Annotated in this window: 12 protein-coding genes and 1 tRNA gene; 3 read left to right on the forward strand and 10 right to left on the reverse strand. The window is 62.6% G+C overall.

All coding sequences use genetic code 11. The annotated features are described in order from the left end of the window. Positions 1-111 precede the first annotated feature (111 nt). Complete coding sequence (locus tag CKO36_RS12095) at positions 112-288, reverse strand: hypothetical protein (RefSeq protein WP_200284322.1); 177 nt, start codon at positions 286-288, stop codon at positions 112-114. A gap of 1,222 nt (positions 289-1,510) precedes the next feature. Here CKO36_RS12095 and CKO36_RS12110 point away from each other — a divergent pair. Together CKO36_RS12110 and CKO36_RS12115 are read left to right on the forward strand one after the other, a co-directional pair. Then, positions 1,511-2,305, forward strand: a complete 795-nt coding sequence (locus CKO36_RS12110; protein WP_338053474.1) for a TIGR02679 family protein — start codon at positions 1,511-1,513, stop codon at positions 2,303-2,305. Positions 2,306-2,411: 106 nt separating this feature from the next. Beyond that, a complete protein-coding gene (locus CKO36_RS12115; protein ID WP_242469570.1) occupies positions 2,412-2,735 on the forward strand; it encodes a hypothetical protein in 324 nt (107 codons plus the stop codon). Positions 2,736-3,173: 438 nt separating this feature from the next. On the opposite strand, the gene CKO36_RS12120 is transcribed toward CKO36_RS12115, so the two are convergent. From CKO36_RS12120 to CKO36_RS12145, 5 genes are all read right to left on the reverse strand, one after another. Beyond that, entirely contained in the window at positions 3,174-8,117 is a 4,944-nt protein-coding gene (locus CKO36_RS12120) for an NACHT and WD40 repeat domain-containing protein (protein ID WP_200284324.1), read from the reverse strand. A gap of 95 nt (positions 8,118-8,212) precedes the next feature. Beyond that, on the reverse strand, positions 8,213-8,731 hold the full coding sequence (locus tag CKO36_RS12125; protein ID WP_200284325.1) for a toll/interleukin-1 receptor domain-containing protein: 519 nt from the start codon (positions 8,729-8,731) through the stop codon (positions 8,213-8,215). Between the two features lie 153 nt (positions 8,732-8,884). After that, a complete protein-coding gene (locus tag CKO36_RS12130; protein ID WP_200284326.1) occupies positions 8,885-12,382 on the reverse strand; it encodes an EAL domain-containing protein in 3,498 nt (1,165 codons plus the stop codon). A 100-nt stretch (positions 12,383-12,482) separates the two neighbouring features. Further along, positions 12,483-12,866, reverse strand: coding sequence for an EAL domain-containing protein (locus CKO36_RS12135; RefSeq protein ID WP_200284345.1), 384 nt, complete (start codon positions 12,864-12,866; stop codon positions 12,483-12,485). A 138-nt stretch (positions 12,867-13,004) separates the two neighbouring features. After that, positions 13,005-13,190 carry a hypothetical protein gene (locus CKO36_RS12145; protein ID WP_200284328.1) on the reverse strand — a complete coding sequence of 62 codons (186 nt, stop codon included), beginning with the start codon at positions 13,188-13,190 and terminating at the stop codon, positions 13,005-13,007. A gap of 477 nt (positions 13,191-13,667) precedes the next feature. Here CKO36_RS12145 and rsgA point away from each other — a divergent pair, with 477 nt between their 5' ends. Further along, positions 13,668-14,756: a ribosome small subunit-dependent GTPase A gene (gene rsgA / locus CKO36_RS12150; RefSeq protein ID WP_200284329.1), complete on the forward strand. Its 1,089-nt coding sequence runs from the start codon at positions 13,668-13,670 to the stop codon at positions 14,754-14,756. On the opposite strand, the gene CKO36_RS12155 is transcribed toward rsgA, so the two are convergent. The 4 genes from CKO36_RS12155 to greA all read right to left on the reverse strand — a co-directional run bounded on the left by CKO36_RS12155 (position 14,757) and on the right by greA (position 17,829). Then, positions 14,757-15,128: a zinc-ribbon domain containing protein gene (locus CKO36_RS12155; protein ID WP_338053475.1), complete on the reverse strand. Its 372-nt coding sequence runs from the start codon at positions 15,126-15,128 to the stop codon at positions 14,757-14,759. Between the two features lie 191 nt (positions 15,129-15,319). Next, positions 15,320-15,409 (reverse strand) — tRNA-Ser (locus CKO36_RS12160). Between the two features lie 171 nt (positions 15,410-15,580). Beyond that, complete coding sequence (locus CKO36_RS12165; protein WP_200284330.1) at positions 15,581-17,155, reverse strand: AmpG family muropeptide MFS transporter; 1,575 nt, start codon at positions 17,153-17,155, stop codon at positions 15,581-15,583. A 197-nt stretch (positions 17,156-17,352) separates the two neighbouring features. Then, the gene (gene greA / locus CKO36_RS12170; RefSeq protein ID WP_200284331.1) at positions 17,353-17,829 is read right to left on the reverse strand and encodes a transcription elongation factor GreA; all 477 of its coding nucleotides are present in this window, start codon (positions 17,827-17,829) and stop codon (positions 17,353-17,355) included. Between the last annotated feature and the right edge of the window lie 23 nt (positions 17,830-17,852).

The following is a 17,852-nucleotide window of genomic DNA, read 5'->3' on the forward strand; positions in this document are numbered from 1 at the left end:
GAGGGTGAGAACAAGCCGGGCGTACCACAGCGCTTCTTTGTCGCGAGGTGTTCGCGTGCCGGTTGATTTTCAACGGCGGATCGGGGCCATCGCAACCGCTCGCCACAGAGGTCAGCGGGAATTGCTGTCGATAAAGAACGGTAATTGACCAAACGGCGTGACGGCGGCCTGAGGGTCCCATTCTACGTGCACACGGCCACCAAAGGTCGTCACGGGAACGGGGCCGGCGTGCGGCACCAGCGCCTGCTTCGAACCTTCACCCGTAGGGTGAGCGGATAATTCGTTCATCAGCGCCTCCTTCAGCTAATATTTCAGTCGGTTAGCCGATTATGGCAGGCGAGCATCTGCTCTTTCTAGGATCACACCTATTTCGTTGCCGGCTTGCGTCTCATTCTTGACGTCGAGGTCAAGCCCGGCAACCAGAACGCCTCGAAATACAGTGCCCCGGGATTGTGGGAACTGCTGGATCGGCTGCCGCGTCCGCTGTGGCCATCGCTGATCCGCGGCGATCGTGACTGGGGCACCGAAGCCAACATGGCCCGCGCCGAACAGGAAGGGGTGCCGTTGCTGTTCAAGCTGCGCTTGACCAAGGGCGTCAAGCAAAGCATTGAGCGGCTAATGCGCGAGGCCGACTGGTGCGAAGCCGGCCAGGGCTGGGAAGGGGCGGAGACCCCGCTGCGCCTCCAGGGCTGGGGGCGGCATCGCCGCGCCATTGTGCTGCGGCGGCGGATTAAAGGCGACTTAGCGGTGGTCGATGAGCGCAACCCCGATCAATTACAACTGAGCTTCGCGGAATTGGTCGAGGAGACGGTGGTCTATGAATACGCCGTGCTGATCACCTCGCTGGCTAATGAGATTCTCACCGTCGCGCAGCTCTATCGCGACCGCGCGGATGCNATCAATTACAACTGAGCTTCGCGGAATTGGTCGAGGAGACGGTGGTCTATGAATACGCCGTGCTGATCACCTCGCTGGCTCATGAGATTCTCACCGTCGCGCAGCTCTATCGCGACCGCGCGGATGCGGAAAATCCCTTTGATGAGCTCAAAAATCACTGGGGTTGGGGTGGTTTCACCACCCAAGACATTCACCGTTGCCGCCTGTTGGCGCGCGCCAATGCGCTGGTTTATAACTGGTGGAGTCTGTTTGTTCGCACCGCCAACCCCAAGCAGCATACCGAGGCGATCACCTCGCGCCCACTGCTGTTATCCGCCCCGGCACGACTCACCCGCCATGCCGGACAAACGCACCTGACCATTACCCATCCGCATTCACAAGCCGGCTGGGTCGAAGCCACCTGCCGCGACCTGGCGGCGTTCTTCCAATTCCTGCGCACAACTGCGGAGCAGTTGACTCCGCTCCAGCGGTGGTACCGAATTCTGTCTCGGGCACTGGAAAAGTTTCTCAATGGGCGTCAATTGCGCCCGCCGGACACCCTGCCTGCGCCGGCGTAGCCGATTCAGTGCCCCCCAGATGCCCGTAATCGGGAGCGAAAAACCGCTCGCGAGGGGTGGGAACTGCTCTTTTTAGGTTGAGTGTTCTCCAATGTCTCCCGCAACGGGGCAAGACCTTGAGCACACTGGCGGCCAACTGCCTCGGCGATGCCCACGGGCTGGATGACGGTCAACCCGTGGCCACCCTGGTAAAACGCGCCCTTTGCATCGACGATCAGACGTCTTCCACCGACGAGCTTTGGGCAGCTGCCGGTATTTTGGTCGGCGGTGGAATCACGAGCATGGCCTTAGTTCTAAACCTGAGCGTTGACGGGGGCGGCGCAACCGCGTCCATCATCAATGCCGCCGCCGGCAGCGGAGAACCGCTCTACCTCACTCTGAGGCAGCTCTTGCAAGATCCGCCGATCTGGACCCCAGGTACGACCCCGATCTCCATCTGCGAGAACCCCGCCGTCATCGCCGAAGCCGCGCATGCCTTGGGTCCGAATTGCGCCCCATTGATCTGCACCCGAGGCCAGCCCAGCGCGGCGGTCACCACGCTGCTGGCTCAACTCGTCGGGGCCGGGGGCCGGCTCAGATACCACGGTGACTTCGACTGGTCCGGTATCCGCATCGCCAACGGCATCATCAACCGCCACGGCGCGCGCCCTTGGCGCATGGGCGCAGCGGATTATCTGGAAGCGGCGGATTCGGGCAAGGCTTTAACCGATGACTTGGTCAACGCCTCCTGGGACCCGGAACTCAGCCGCGCCATGCAGGGTCGCGGGCAGGTCATCGAAGAAGAACGCCTGATTCAAACCCTCCTTGCCGACATCGGTTTGAGGATGAGCCCGAATGGCAGCCGCGAATAGGGTGCGAAGTGCCAGTGGCTTACCACCATGGTCGTGACACAGTCTCCACCGTTTCTCGGGCTCAGAGCAGCAGGCGCGAGGCGCTCAGCTCGTCGATGTCGCTCGGATGACATTGGATGGCGGTCAGCGCCGCTTCGACGCCGGCCATCTCTGTCTGCTGGTGCTCCTGCGCCCGGACATCCCGCTGCACACCAACGGCAGCGAGAACGACATCCGGGGTTACGTCAAATGGCGCAACATCAGCGGCGGAACCCGCAGCGATCTGGGACGCCGCTGCCGAGACACCTTTGCCAGTCTCAAGAAGACCTGCCGCAAGCTCGGGATTTCCTTCTGGGACTACCTCAACGACCGCATCGGACAGGTCGGAGACATCCCGCCCTTGCCAGAGATCATGCGCGAACGGGCCTTGGCCGCTTCGGGTGGGCCGTGACTTATTGAGAAGTTACGAAATGCACTGTACTGAGCCATCAACCACACAATTTCTACACAGTTTGCTCACAGCCGCTCCTGATTCGCTGGCTAGTCTTATTCGTACTTCAACCAAACTCGGAGCATTTTCATGAGTCTCAGACAAACCGCTCGACGCACTACCCTGGTGTTGGCTTGCACGCTGTACCTGGCTGCGCCATTCGCTCAGGCCCAACCCGATTCCCAGGGTGGCCAACGTCACGGCCCCCCACCCGAAGCGTTTGATGCCTGCGCCGACCAACTAGAGGGCGCCGTCTGCCAATTTACCGGGCGCAGGGGTAAGAGCGTGGAAGGTACCTGTTTCACACCACCTGGGCGTGACGGAGAGTTGGTATGCGCCCCAGAAGGTGGTCCTTCGCATCAGCGAGGCCAGCCAAGCTGAAACGCTCCGCAAGCTGTTCTAGGATGCGGAAGTCCCGGGCTCACTAGGGGCCGCGCTGTCCGCTTGAAAGGCATCCATCGGGTAATTGATCCAGTGCTTTCCATCCGGCAAGGAGGCGTGCCAGCCAAGCCAGCGCCAAGCGCCGGGGCTCCAGTGAACCCATCGGCGGCCAGGGCTATCGGGGTCTTGCCAGACGACCCAGTTGGCTTTAGGAAGTAGCTCAATTGCAAGATCGTACATGGGGCAACCGCCATCAGTGGGCAGAGTCCAGCGGCGAATCAGGCCGTCCGATCCGGCCAATGTCAGTGAGCCCCCATCGGGCGCGACCGCCAGCGCGCTGACCCAGCCGCGCTGGCCCTCCAGGCAGTACAGCTCCCGTCCGCTCGTCGGATCCCAGAGCAACACCCGACCATCGTCTCCGCCCGAGGCCAGCCAGCTCCCGTCGGGCGCGACCGCCAGCGCTCTAACCAAGCTGCGATGGCCCTCCAGGCGGTACAGCTCCCGTCCGCTCGTCGGATCCCAGAGCAACACCTGACCATCGTCTCCGCCCGAGGCCAGCCAGCTTCTATCAGGCGCGACCGCTAGCGCGCTGACCAAGCTGCGATGGCCCTCCAGGCGGTACAGCTCCCGTCCGCTCATTGGATCCCAGAGTCCCACCCGGCCATCGTCTCCGCCCAAGGCCAGCCAGCTCCCATCGGGCGCGGCCGCCAGCGCGCTGACCCAGCCGCGATGGCCCTCCAGGCGGTGCAACTCCCGTCCGCTCGTTGGATCCCAGAGCCCCACCCGACCATCGTCTCCGCTCGAGGCTAGCCAGCTCCCATCGGGCGAGACCGCCAGCGCAAGGACCAAGTCGTGATAGCCCTCCAGGCGGTGCAGCTCCTGTCCGCTGGTCGGATCCCAGATCAACACCCGACCACCGACTCCGCTCGAAGCCAGCCAGCTCCCGTCGGGCGCGACCGCCAGCGCTCTGACCCAGCCGTGATGGCCCGCCAGGCGATGCAGCTCCCGTCCGCTGGCCGGATCCCAGAGCCGCACCCGGCCATCGGCTCCGCCCGAGGCTACCCAGGCGCCGTTGGGCGCGACCGCCAGCGCACGGACCCAGCGGTGATGGCCCGCCAGGCGGTGCAGCTCCCGTCCGCTGGCCGGATCCCAGAGCCGCACCCGGCCATCGATTGCGCCCGAGGCTAGCCAGCCCCCGTCGGGCGCGATCGCCAGCGCGCTGACCCAGCCGTGATGGCCCGCCAGGCGGTGCAGTTTCCGCCCGCTGGTCGGATCCCAGAGCCCCACCCGGCCATCGTCTTCGCCCGAGGCCAGCCAGGCGCCATCGGGCGAGACCGCCAGTGCACGGACCGAGCCGCCATGGCCCGCCAGGCGGTGCAACTCCCGCCCGCTGGCCGGATCCCAGAGCCGTACCCAGCCATCGGCTCCGCCCGAAGCTACCCAGGCGCCATCGGGCGCGACCGCCAGCGCACGGACCGAGCCGCCATGGCCCTCCAAGCGGTGCAGCGCACGGACCGAGCCGCCATGGCCCTCCAAGCGGTGCAGCTCCCGCCCGCTGACCGGATCCCAGAGCCACACCCAGCCATCGGCTCCGCTCGAGGCCAGCCAGGTGCCATCGGGCGCGACCGCCAGCGCACGAACCAAGCCGCCATGGCCCGCCAAGCGGTGCAACTCCCGCCCGCTGGCCGGATCCCAGAGCCGCACCGAGCCATCGGCTCCGCCCGAAGCCACCCAGGCGCCATCGGGCGCGACCGCCAGCGCACGGACCGAGCCGCCATGCCCCTCCAAGCGGTGCAGCTCCTGCCCGCTGGCCGGATCCCAGAGCCCCACCCAGCCATCGGCTCCGCTCGAGGCCAGCCAGGCGCCATCGGGCGCGACCGCCAGTGCAGTGACCGAGTCGCCATGGCCCGCCAGGCGATGCAGTTCCCGCCCGCTGGCCGGATCCCACAGCCGCACCCGGCCATCATCTCCGCCCGAGGCCAGCCAGGCACCGTTGGGCGCGACCACCAGCGCACGGACCAATCCACCATGGCCCTCCAGGCGGTGCAGCTCCCGCCCGCTGGCCGGATCCCACAGCAGCACCCGGCCATCAGCGCCGCCCGAGGCCAGCCAACCACTGTCTGGCGAGGCAAGGGTCACCGTGATCATCGTGCTGTGGCCAGCGACGGCGGTTGGACTGGCGCCCCGGATGGCGGCCTTGCCAGTGGCGATAAAGAGATCCGGTGGAGCGCCGCCGGTCGAGTCGGACAACCCCAGTGGCAGGCGATCGAGCCATTGAGTGTGATAGAGCCTGGTTCGGCTCAGCGTTGCCGCGTCCGTGGAGCAGTCATGTACGACGGTACCTGTCAGGTTTGGTTGTGCGGCCGAGATGTGGTCCAGTCGGCAGCGATCGAACAAGGCGGCGGTGAGGTCGCTTTTGTCGAAGATGCAGTCGGTGAAATCGCAGTCTCCGAAATGTCCGCCACGCAGTTCGGTGCCGGAGAAGTCGCTGCCGCGCCAATCCAAGTGACGGCCGGGCCGTCCCTGCCAGTGCTGAAACACCAGCCTCGCGCCCTGGAGTTGGAACCCGGAGCAGGTGTCGCCTGCGAAGCCCTGTGCAGCGGCTCGCAGTGCATAGGCCAGGGCCAGCTCGCTGGCGCGCGGGCGGTAGCGCGCGCGGATCGCTGCGAGTCCAGCTAGGCAGGGGTCGGTGTTGCGCCGGGAGATAAGTCCACCGAGAAAGTCCAGTGTCTCTGAGCTCGGCGTCGGCACGGCCCAGTCTTCTAGCGCGGCCGGCTCTCTGGCGCCAGTGGTCAGTGCGCGGTGCAGCGCTCGCGCCAGGAAGAACTCCATGATGGAGGTGTGCGCGAAGCGAAAACGGTCTTCGCCCTCGCGCACGACGAAGCTGGCGTTGCGGAGGTCCTCCTGGAGCACGGCGGGGCCGTCGTCGCGGTTGAGGTAGGCTCGGTACTCGACCCGCTCCCAGCGCGGATCCGCGAGTAGTTGATCGACGAGCCAAGTTTCCAGGTCGTCGAAGCTCATGTCGCTCTGACCGCCGGACCAGAGTCTGTGGGCCAGGCGCTCCATCAGGACGAGCTTGTGCTCCCGCTTGAGACGGTGCTTGGGGTCGTCGCGACGCAGCCACTGGCCAATCATGCCCTCGTAGAGATCGGCGATATCGACCGATTCGCCAGTACGCTGCTTGGCCTCCAGTTCGTCAACCTGCTCCTGAATCAGTCTCAGGTTGTAAGGTCGGCTACCGAGCTGGCGCAGATCGTGGACCTGGTCAATCAAGCCGATGGCTTGGTCTGCACGCTCTGGGTTCTTTGCGAAGACCTGGCGAAAATAGGCCTCGACCTGGTCGGCACCGAATGGCAGCAGCGTCAGCCAGAGGTAGTCGCCCGCGTTAACGGAGGCGCGCTGCTCACCGTCGAAGAAACTGAGCTGGTCCTTGAGCGTCTGAAAGAAATGGCTGCGGCAGCTCATGACCAATCGCCCAACCCCTGGTGCGCGGCGCCAATCGGGGCCGGCGTTGCGCGGCCGCTTCCAGACCGCTGGCGGCAGGATGCTCCAGAGCGTCTGGATGAACTGGCGGCACTGCGGAGGCGTCAGCCGGTTCATGACCTCGTCCAGTCCATCGAAGATGACAAGCCCGCCGCGTTCCTGTGCTAAGCGCTTTATTTGGGCGACATCCGGAGGCTCCTGACCGGCTGGCAGGTTGTAGTTGGACGCGATCAGTTGCGCCAGCATGTCGTCCAGCGGCGGCAAGCCGTCGTCCCAGTTCCACCGCATGCTGTTCACCGCTCGCAGATCCAGGTAGAGCGGAAGGGGCAGGCGCTCGCCCTTGCGTCTTAGATCCAGGAGACTGGCGGTGAGCTGCTGGCACAGGGTGGTCTTACCCATGCCAAGCTCGCCGAAGATGGCACAGAAGACGTCCTGCTTCGGATCACGCAGCCACTTGAGGAGTAGCGGCAGTGCGGGGGCGCCCTCCGATTCGGTGCCTGTCGTGGCCAGGGGATCGACGAAGTGGACGGTATCCACCTCGGTTCGCCAGCGGCAGAGGGTTTCGAAGGTCTGCTCACAGTCCGCATGCCTTCCCGATCTGCTGCGCATCGCGTCGCGAATCGCCGTTGCGGCCGAACTCAGCCACCTCTCGCGCTGAGGGCCACTGCGCTCGCTCCAGGTCTTGGTATCTCCGTCAGTGAATAGCTCAAGATGCGAGAGCGGTGTGCCTTCCAGATGCTCCGCTGGGACTGGAATCAGTCCGAGCGGTAAGAGACGAGGTCCCTCAGGGATCCCCATCGGCTCGCTTTTAAGCTCGGCAATCAAGCCGGGACTGACCAGAAAGAGGATGAGCCGCGCCTGCTCAAGCCAGTCCTTGCGGGTCATAAGGGTGTGCTCGCCGGCCGTCACATCGCGGATGTCCTGAAGCCGTGCGTCGAAGTTGGCGCTCTTTAAGTAGACCCCCAGACCCTTCAGAAACTCGCGCGCTTTATCTCGGTCCATCTCGGCGTAGATGACAGGTACCAGCGGCTCGGGCCGCTCCGACTGGACGGCGGCATATTGCTCCAGCGGCTCATCGAGGCGTGTGCCTAGGCTATCGATCGCGCGTTCGCTAAAGTGGGCGATGCGCTCTTCGCTGTCATCGGGCGTGACGAACCAGAGCCGCCGATCCGAGGGAGCTGCCTTGCGTCTTTGGTCAACTTTCAGTTCAAAGTGAATGCCGTGCTCTTCGGCGATGGCGGAGAGGGTGTCGCGGAACTTCTTGAACTGCTTGTCCGCACGCGTTTTTGCCATCTGGTCCGCCAGGCTGTCCGGGAAGAGCGCCCTGTAAGCGGCATCGTACGGAATGCGCCCGTCGTCGACGATCAGGGCCTTCAGCTTAGCGAGACGGTTGCGGCTCAGAGCAGAGAGATGCGGATTCAACAGCCCTAACCAATGAGCGACGCTGTCTCTGGGGGCTGGGTCGAGAAGGCTGTTCATGAGGGCGTTGATCTCAAAGTCAGACTGAAACGTCCAAGTGCGCCGCAGAGACGATCACCTGGGCCAATGCTGCGGGATCCTGGTATCCCGGCCGCCTAGGGAACTGCGGCGGAATTTAGACGCCGGAGCTTGGTGGTGATAGCGGAGACGAGTTGGTCCGCGAAGGCCGTGCTGTTCGGTCCGCGTGTTGTCGCGAAGCTGCGACCGTCCCGGTCACGAAAAATCTGAATCTGCTCCAGCCCAGACAGATCTGCGGTGCCGTCCAAGGGAACCTGCTCCAGCATGACCGGCACCAGGGGTTTGCGAACGCGAGTGTGTGTCAGACTTGTCCCCGAACGGACCTGCTCGATGAAGACTGGAAGCTCTTCAGTACGGATGAATCCGCTGGCCAAGAAGCTCGGCGAGATCAGCATCAGACCGAAATCGCAGGTCGCGAGCGCTGTGCTGATCTCATCGCTCCAGTGCTGACCTGGATCAATGGCGTTATCGATCCATTGCGAAAAGGAGAAACCTTTCTGGATTGCCAGCCTCGGCTGGATAAGGTCGAGCAAGCGGTGCGCCAGTCGCTTGTCGGCATGGGAGTAACTGACGAAATAGGCTATGGAAATGGACATGGCGATCCCCCTGAGCGTGCGGATAACGTGAGTCTAGAAGCTGCAAGTAACGACGTCAAGGAGATGAAGTAGATATATGGCGATATGAAATTTGGGAGTGTGACGATCAAGCCATCCGCGCGTCCCGCATGCGGGACGAACGCACGCCGAGCGCTAGGTCGCCCGCCGTAGCCAAGTCTCAACCTGCTCGGGCGGCAATGGCCGGCTGAAATAGTATCCCTGCGCCTGACGGCAGCCCAATTGTCGCAACGCTTCGAGCTGCACTTCCGTCTCCACCCCTTCGGCGATCACCTCGAGTTTCAGATGACGCCCCAGTGCAAGGATGGTCTCAATAACGGCAGCCTGTTTGGGCTGTTCGGGTGCAGTGTGCACAAAGGATTGATCGATTTTGAGTCGGTCAACGGGAAAGCTCGTCAGCGTCCGCAGACAGGAATAACCGGTCCCGAAGTCATCCAGGCTTAGGCGTACGCCAAGTATGTGCAACTCCCGCAGCAGGGCGTGGGTCTCATTGCCCCCTTCCAGCAGCGTGTTCTCGGTAATCTCGAGTTCGAGCAGCGCGGGATCGAGACGCTTCTCGGCGAGCAAGGTGCGCAGCTGCGCGCTCAGTGCGTAACGCCACTCGTGATGCTGAAACTGCTTGGCGGACAGATTGAGTGTCACCGGCAGTAGCGGCAACCCGGCTCGATGCCAGGCCAGCAACTGCTCAATCACGGCCAGAACCACCCAGGTGCTGAGCGCCTGGATCAGGTCGCTCCGCTCGGCGACCGGCACGAAGGCGTACGCCTCCAGTAGCCCGCGAGTGGCATGTGTCCAGCGCACCAGGGCCTCGAGTCCAATCGGTCGGTTGCTGGTCAGCTCGATCTGCGGCTGGTAGTGCAAACACAGTTCTCCTCCTGCGATCGCTTGGCGTAGTTGGCACTCCAAGGTCATCACCCGCATCGCCTCACGCTGCATCTCCTCGGTGAAGAATTGATAGCGGTTGCGCCCGGCCTGCTTGGCTCGGTACATGGCGGTGTCGGCGCGCGTGATCAGCGCGTCGGCGGTGTCCCCGTCTCCGGTTGAGAGCGTAATGCCGAGGCTACAGCTAACGCTGAGCGTCTGCTTCTCCAGATACAAGGGCTCGGAGAGACGCGCGACCAGCTTTTCTGCCACGTGGGCGGCACCCTTGGGCTCCACGTCGGAGAGAACGAGGATGAACTCGTCGCCGCCGGCGCGCGCCACCGTATCGGTGGCGCGCACCGCGTCGCGCATCCGCCTTGCCACCTCCACCAGCAGGGCATCCCCGGTGGCATGGCCAAGCGCGTCGTTGATTTCCTTGAAGTGGTCGAGGTCGAGCACCATCAACGCGAGGCAGGTGCCTTGACGCTTCATCTGAGCCTGGGCCACCGCAAGCCGCTCTTCGAGCAGGCGTCGATTGGCCAGTCCGGTGAGCGGGTCGTAAAAGGCGAGCTGACGGACCTGCTCCTCGGCGTGCTTCTGCGCGGTAATATCGCGAATGGTGACGATGCCAAACAGCAGCTGGCCCTGAGGATCGCACACCGGAGCACCGCTGTAGCTGCCGATAAAGGTCTGGCCAGTGTCGCGTCGGCGCACCTGCAGCTCGTGATGGGTAAAGGTCTCGCCTTGGAAGGCCAGGGAGATCGGCCAGCGCTCGGGCGGTTGCTCTTCGCCGGCGAGGTCGCGCACCTCGAAGACGTCGACATACTCGGCGAGTATGCGCAGCGCCTCGTCCTTGCGGCTGAAGCCGTGCAGGCGCAGGGCGGCTGGATTGACGTCGATGACCATGCCTGCAGGGGTGGCGATCACCAAGCCGTCGTTCATGCTCTGGAGGACCGCCTCACGGGTGTTGTGCGCTTCGCGCAACGCCTGTTCGACGCGCTTGTGCTCGGTGATGTCCTGAATAGCCCCAAAGACCCGGGCCACACGTCCCTGCTCCAGCACCGGGTGGCCGATGATGCGGACCCATTTGCGCTGCCCGATGGCGGAGACGAGCTCGAGTTCCAGGTCGTAGGGGCGGCCCTCCTCGCTGGCGGCTCGCACCGCCGTCTCGATGGTTTGTCGGTGTTCACCCCTGTAGTAGCCGACCCCGGCGGCGACATCAATGGGCGCATCCTCCGGCAGGTCGTGAATGCGGGCACATTCCGGCGTCCAGCTGCCCTGGCCGGTGGCCGGGTCGAAACGCCAGCCGCCGATGTGTGCCATGGTGCTCATATCGTTGAGCATCTGCTCTTGCTCATGCAACGCCTCCTCGGTGCGTTTGCGCGCGGTGATATCGCGGATGATCTCCTGGTAGACCAGGGTCGAGCCCCGCGCGATACGCCGCACGCTGCACTCAACCGGAAAGACCGAGCCGTTCTGGCGCTGGTGCAGCACCTCGTAGACCAGCGAATCGCGTTGCGGCAGCTCCGCCCAGAGGGGCGCCAGGCGCTCGCTCTCGCCCGGCGCGCGTAGGTCGTCGAGGCGCAGCTGGCGAAATGCCTGACGGCTATAGCCATACTGGCTCAGAGCGCGCTCGTTGGCCTCTAGCACCTTGTTCTCGGCATCAATCAGCAGGATGGCGTCGTTGGCATAGCGGCTGAGATAGTCGACGCGCTCGGCGAGGCGCTGCTGTTGCAGGTCGCGCTCGAGCAACTCGGCGCGGCGTGCCTGGCGCTGGCCGTGCCACCACAGCCACAACGCCAAGGCGCCGATCAGGATGAAGGCGACAAGCGCTCGCATCGCCATAGCCCGCAAGGTCACCAGGGTGGCGTAGGCCTCCTCCCGATCGACCTTGGCGACCATGGCCCAGGGCGTGCCGGCGATCGGGCGCAGTACGCTCAGCACTGGCACGTCCCGGTAATCGCGTCCAGCGAAGATGCCTTCGCGTCCGGCAAGGACTTGAGCGGCGGGCAGGGTCGTCTGCTGCATTGACAGGCGCAGGCGCAGCGCGGTGTCGGGGCGATGGCGCAGCCTGTTGAGAAAGACCACCGCATCGCCCTCGCGGCGGATCAGCAGGGTCTCGGCGCTCTCGCTCGGCACCGGCCAGCACTGGATCAGCGGGTAGAGGAAGCGCTCAGGGTCGATGCGCAAATAGAGCCAGAGCGGCGCGGCAGCGGTTTGCTCCAGACGTGTGAAGAGGCCAAGTTCGATGCGTCCGATCCCGTCCGCTGTCGGCGCACGGACGAAGTCCTGCAGGTGTATGCCCGACGTGCGATGGGCCGCGATGAGCGCGGACCAGTCGGCCGGGGGCTCGGCCAAGCCGACGCCGAGCCGGATCTGGGCGCGCTCATCAAGCAGCAGGATGGAGACATAGTCATTCGCTTGGCGCATGCCCTCAAGTCGAGCCGTCACCCGGGCCTCGGCGGTCCGCCGCGCCGGCTCCGGTGTGGCGGGGTCGAGCGCCTCCTCGAGCGTGGCCAGGAACGTCGGTGAACCGGACAGCGCCTGTAGACTCTTGCGTCTGTCGGCGAGCCAGCGCTGGATCTGATCGGCCTTGAGCGCGGCGATCGCCGTGAGTTTTTCGTGGGTGTCGGCGCGGATGTCGCGGCGCAGAAAGCCCTCGGCACTCCAACCGATGGCCGCGATCCCTAGGATCAGCAGCAGAAAGATCAGCAGCAGGGCGTTGCGGCGATGGCGCTCGTTCCATCTTCCGCCGTTGTCGCGCAGGGGCATGGTTGGGTCTCCAGCAAGATTGAAGGCAGTCCCGAAACTTGGTCTGTTGATGATTTGGTGTGCCACATATCAGCAAGCAGACCGCTACGCGATCGCCCGTTCAGCCCTTGTCAATCAGCAGACTCGAGGTCTCTGGCTCAGCCTTCCGCTCGATGAAACTGGCCACCTCATCGGAGGGGATCGGGCGGCTGAACAGGTACCCTTGAGCCAGTCGGCATCCTACTTGTTTGAGAAAGTCCGCCTGTGCGACTGTCTCGACACCTTCGGCGAGCGTCTTCAGTCTAAGTTGTCGGGCCATCGCCACGATAGCGGCAGCGATCGCCATGTCGCTGCGATCGTCTGGAATATCACGGATGAATGACTTATCGATCTTCAAGGTGTCAATCGGCAACGATTTTAAGTAGCTGAGCGACGAATAGCCCGTCCCGAAATCGTCGATGGCAATTTCGATCCCTCTCTGGCGCAGCGCATGCAGCTGAGTGATGCTGTTGGCTGCGGTCGAACTCTTCGCGGCGCAGACCGTAGATCCTCAACAACTGGTCGTTCCAATCCATTCTTTGCGTTCCGGGATCCAAACGCCAGACGCCCAGCTTGGCGGTATCGACTGCAAGCTGCAGCTGATTCAATGTCTCTTGCAGTCGTGTCTGTGCTGGTTAGAGAACTCACCCGGCTCGAAACCATAGATGCTTTCAATCTGTGCCGTCCAAAGGACTTTGTTGGCGGCCAGTTGCCACTCCCAGACACCAACATCGATCCGACCAAGCGAGTCGGCGAGTAGCGTAGCGATCCCCAGCGGTTCTTGTCGCATGCTTAATGCCTCAGGGATTAGACTCAACAGCGTTCAATGTTACAGCATAGGCTGTAATCGAAGGGGGGGCGATGTCAACGCTTGTCAAAGTATCGCGCGCGACAAGGTGCAGAAGCGTACTGATTGTGTCTGAATCCCTGCCGAGCCGATAACAGAATGCTCGATTTGGCCATTTTGCTGAGCGGTTTCATGGTCGTTGGGCGGCCAACGTCGGCAGGACAGCCATGGCCGCATGGCTAGTCTCACACATCGATATCCTTGATAGATGCCGCGACCAATCGCGTCACCCTAAAGACAAAGGCGCTCACTCTCTGGTGGGACTGAGGCCCCTAGGTCGCCTTTATAGGCCGGTTTCTCGGTGGCTATGTGAGCGCATAGAGTATACTACGCCAAGGTCGGTTTTCAGCCCGTCACGCTGCGTTCCGACCTTGAACCAGGCTGTTTTTTGGTAGAAACCTTGTGGTAGACACCGTCACGATGACCACTGACAACCCCGCCGAGATCCCCAGCAACCTGAGCGCTGATACGCCCGATTCACCGCTGCACGCACTCACAGCCTTCGGCTGGGAGCCTTTTTTCGCGCAGCAAGTCAGCTGGGAGGCGCTGTTCGACACCCCGCCGGTGCGCGTCGTGGCCGTGCATCGCAGTGGGCTGGAGGTGGTTGGTCCCGACATCGACCGGCTGATCCCACCGCGTGCCGACGCCACTGTGGGAGACTGGCTGTTACTCGATCACGCCCGAGCACACGCCAGCCAGCTCCTGTCGCGCAAGAGCCTGATCAAACGCCGTGCGCCGGGGACCAATCGGCAGGAGCAGTTGATCGCGGCGAACATCGACACGGTGTTCATCGTCAGTTCCTGCAATCAGGATTTCAACCTAGCCCGCCTGGAGCGCTATGTCGCGCTGGTCTTTGAGGCCGGAATCACCCCGGTCATCGTGCTGACCAAAGCCGATCTCGCGGTGGATGCCGTGTCCTGGATAGCCGCCGCTGGCGGTATCTCGGTGCATGTGCCCGTTGTAGCGCTGGATGCGCGGGGAGATGAGCCGCGCCAGGTACTGTCGCCCTGGTGCCAGCCCGGGCGGACGGTGGCCTTTTTGGGATCCTCTGGCGTTGGCAAATCCACCCTGACCAATGCCCTGATCGGCACCGATTCCATCGCAACCCAGGCTATCCGCGAGGACGATGCCAAGGGACGTCATACCACCACAGGTCGCGCGTTGCACCGCATTCCCGGCGGCTGCCTGGTGCTCGACACACCAGGCATGCGCGAATTGCAGCTGACCGACGCCGCTTCTGGCATCGCCGAGACCTTCGAGGACATCGAAGCCCTGGCCGCGCACTGCCGGTTTGCCGACTGCCAGCATGAGGCCGAGCCCGGTTGCGCCGTGCGCGAGGCCATCGACGGGGGCGACCTCGACCCTGCGCGCCTACGGCGCTGGCGCAAGCTGATCGCAGAGGATCGTTTCAATTCCGCCAGTCTCGCCGAGCGTCGGTCACAAGACCGCGCTTTTGGCAAGATGGTGAAAAGAACCATAAAGGACATCAAGGCGCGGCGGCGATCCTGATCAGGATCGAGCATCCACGGACGATTTCGAGGACAAACGCATCCGCCGCCGAAAGAACGCCTCGTTTGGATGTCGTGGCCTCGCCGCCATCGCGGCCATGTGTTGTTTCTGCGCCAGTTTCTGCTGGCGAATGCGCTGACGACAGCGGCGACAGCGCACCGCAACGGCATCGATATGCCCCTTGGCGATTTCGTACCACCATTTTTGCTGCGCCGCCGTCCAGGTCTCCGCCGCACCGCAATCGCGGCAGATGAAGGGCCGATCGACGTAGTAGTCCGGCAGCAAGCCGTAGGTATTGATGTGGCTGAGCGCGTGATGATCGGCCGCTACCGCCCCCAGCGGTGCAGCACCAAGGTAGAGCCAAAAAATCACAAATAGGTGTATATGTGTATTACAAATCAGCAGTTTAGGCTTGGCACAGATCGGGCATAAAGACCTTTGAGGCGCAGAAGCGCGGTTTTTCTTGCTCTAAACCTTTGTTTTGTTGGGTGCCATTACTTATTGAGAAGTTACGTTAAACGCCATTAAATGATTGATAATTAAGGATTATCAACTAAATTGAATGGCGGAGAGGGTGGGATTCGAACCCACGGACCCCGTAAGGAGTCACTTGATTTCGAGTCAAGCCCGTTCGACCACTCCGGCACCTCTCCGATAAGGGAGGGAGTTGGCAGTCTGAGATGCCCTTGGCTGGTATGCGGGTTGGGCGGTGACTGCTTGGTCTTGCATGAGTCTTGTCATGCTTGAACGCTGATTATACTCCAGTGTTGCGCACTTTTGCAGTGCCGCTCGCCCCGGTGCTTCCGGCTCAGCGACTCAGCAGCTTAGCGGTTGTTTTTCCTTGCCTGCTCGGTGACTTGCAAGCTGCGCTGGGCGAGCCACACCAGCAGTAGCACAGGAACACCGATCAGCGTTGTGAACAGGAAAAAGTTTGGATAGCCTATGGCGTCCACCATGGAGCCTGAGTAGCCGCCGAGCACCTTGGGCAGCAGGGTCATCAGGGAGCTAAAAATTGCGTATTGCACGGCGGTGAAGGAGACATTGGTCAGGCTTGACAAAAAGGCGACAAAGGCTGCACTGGCCAGGCCGCCGGCCAGATTGTCGGCGGCGACTGTGGTATAGAGCCAGGGAAGTTGATGTCCGGCATGGGCCAAGCCGATGAACAGCAAATTGGTCACGGCCGAGAGCACGGCACCGAGCATGAGAATACGCATCACACCAAAACGGGTGGCCATCAAGCCGCCAAGAAAGCCGCCGGCAATACTCACAACCACGCCGAAGGTCTTGACCGCCGTGGCAATCTCCGGCTTGCTAAAGCCGATGTCCTGATAGAACACATTGGAGATGACGCCCAGGACGATGTCGGAGATACGATAGAGTCCGACCAGCGCCAGCAGCAGCAGCGCAGTTCGCAGACCGTAGCGCTGAAAGAAATCCAGCGCCGGCTCGACCCAGGTGGCACGCGCCATCTGCCGATCAACCGCGCCAAAGCGTACCAGCATCCAGCCCACGAGCAGCGCGCAGAGAATGGCCAGCCCAAAGTGCAGGGTTTCGATCAGGAAATTGAGCAAGGCGTCCTGGCCGAGCATCTGTTTGATGGCGGTAAATCCCGATGCGCCGAGGAAAAAGGCCGCGACAAAGGCGCCCGCAGCAACCAGAAACACCAACACCAGACGCAGGTAATCGAAGCCGCCCCAGGCGCTGTCTTCGCGCACCTTGGCGATTGGTTCAGGCACCAGCAGCGTGGTGGCGACGCCAATCAGCATGATGGCGGCCATGACCAGATAGGTCAGTTGCCAGGCGGCATAGGAATAATTGTCCGCTGTCGAGCCAAAGCTGGCAGCCAGGTAGAGTGCGCCAGCACCGGCAATCACCATACCCACCCGATAACCGGCGATATAAGCGGCTGAAAGCACGCCCTGCATGCGTGCCTCGGCAATTTCGATGCGATAGGCATCAATGACAATGTCCTGCGTGGCGGAGGAAAACCCCAGCATCACCGCCGCCAGTGCCATTGGGATCAGGGTGTCGCGCCCCTGGGACGGATCATTCATCGCCATCAGCACAATGGCGCTGATCACCGCCAGCTGGGCCACCAGCAGCCAACTGCGCCGGCGCCCGAGCCAGCCGGTCAGCAGAGGCAGCGGAATGCGGTCAATCAGTGGAGCCCAGATAAACTTAAAGGAATACCCGAGCGCCGCCCAACTAAAGAAGGTCACCGCGCCGCGCTCGACTCCGGCTTCGCGCAACCAGAGCGACAGCGACGAGAAAATCAGCAGAATTGGTAAGCCGGCGGCGAAGCCAAGAAAAAGCATGGCCAGCACGCGCAGATCACGCAAGGCAGATAGGCTGGCGGAAAAGCGACCGATGATTGACTCGGTGGCCTGTTGAGCGGGCATGGCATGCAGTGGTGACAATGTATGAAAAAAATGGCAGGAGTCGCCGTGTCGGACTTGACAGGATGAGCTGTATATTAGAAACTACTGATGTACTGATGATCCAGTTGATTGTCGGTACACTCCTCCATCCTCCTTTGGTGGTATTTTTCTAAGCGCGGCGCCTGCCGCGCTTTTTTTTGCCTGGCACGCCTGCCCGGTTATTCATAACGCACGTCAAGAATCTCGAACTCGCGCGCGCCACCGGGAGCTTCCACCAGGGCCTGATCGCCTTCGCTCTTGCCGATCAGTGCGCGAGCGATGGGCGAGCTGATCGAAATCATGCCGCGCTTAATGTCGGCCTCGTCCTCGCCGACAATGATGAAGCAATGCTCCTCGTCCTTATCGACCTCCAGCACATCCACGGTGGCACCAAACATGACCTTGCCATTGGGCGTCAGCTTGGTCACGTCGATGATTTCGGCGTTGGAGAGCTTGCCTTCAACCTCGCTGATGCGGCCCTCAATGAAGCCCTGCTCCTCGCGGGCGGCATGGTATTCCGCATTCTCTTTCAGGTCGCCATGGGCGCGTGCTTCGGCGATGGCCTCAATGACACGCGGGCGTTCAACCCGCTTGAGCCGCTCCAGCTCCTCGCGTAACTGCTCGGCGCCCTTGACAGTCAGAGGGACTCTATTCATGCGCTACGATCCTCGTTCAGTAA

The sequence above is a fragment of the Rhabdochromatium marinum genome, assembly GCF_016583795.1.
GTDB lineage: Bacteria > Pseudomonadota > Gammaproteobacteria > Chromatiales > Chromatiaceae > Rhabdochromatium > Rhabdochromatium marinum.

What these genes read in the sequence shown, in the direction of transcription:
- CKO36_RS12115 (WP_242469570.1), top strand. Translation starts at nt 2,412, where the DNA reads ATGACATTGGATGGCGGTCAGCGCCGCTTCGACGCCGGCCATCTCTGT.
- CKO36_RS12095 (WP_200284322.1), bottom strand. Translation starts at nt 288, where the DNA reads ATGAACGAATTATCCGCTCACCCTACGGGTGAAGGTTCGAAGCAGGCG.
- greA (WP_200284331.1), bottom strand. Translation starts at nt 17,829, where the DNA reads ATGAATAGAGTCCCTCTGACTGTCAAGGGCGCCGAGCAGTTACGCGAG.
- CKO36_RS12130 (WP_200284326.1), bottom strand. Translation starts at nt 12,382, where the DNA reads ATGCCCCTGCGCGACAACGGCGGAAGATGGAACGAGCGCCATCGCCGC.
- CKO36_RS12125 (WP_200284325.1), bottom strand. Translation starts at nt 8,731, where the DNA reads ATGTCCATTTCCATAGCCTATTTCGTCAGTTACTCCCATGCCGACAAG.
- CKO36_RS12145 (WP_200284328.1), bottom strand. Translation starts at nt 13,190, where the DNA reads ATGCGACAAGAACCGCTGGGGATCGCTACGCTACTCGCCGACTCGCTT.
- CKO36_RS12165 (WP_200284330.1), bottom strand. Translation starts at nt 17,155, where the DNA reads ATGCCCGCTCAACAGGCCACCGAGTCAATCATCGGTCGCTTTTCCGCC.
- rsgA (WP_200284329.1), top strand. Translation starts at nt 13,668, where the DNA reads ATGACCACTGACAACCCCGCCGAGATCCCCAGCAACCTGAGCGCTGAT.
- CKO36_RS12120 (WP_200284324.1), bottom strand. Translation starts at nt 8,117, where the DNA reads ATGAACAGCCTTCTCGACCCAGCCCCCAGAGACAGCGTCGCTCATTGG.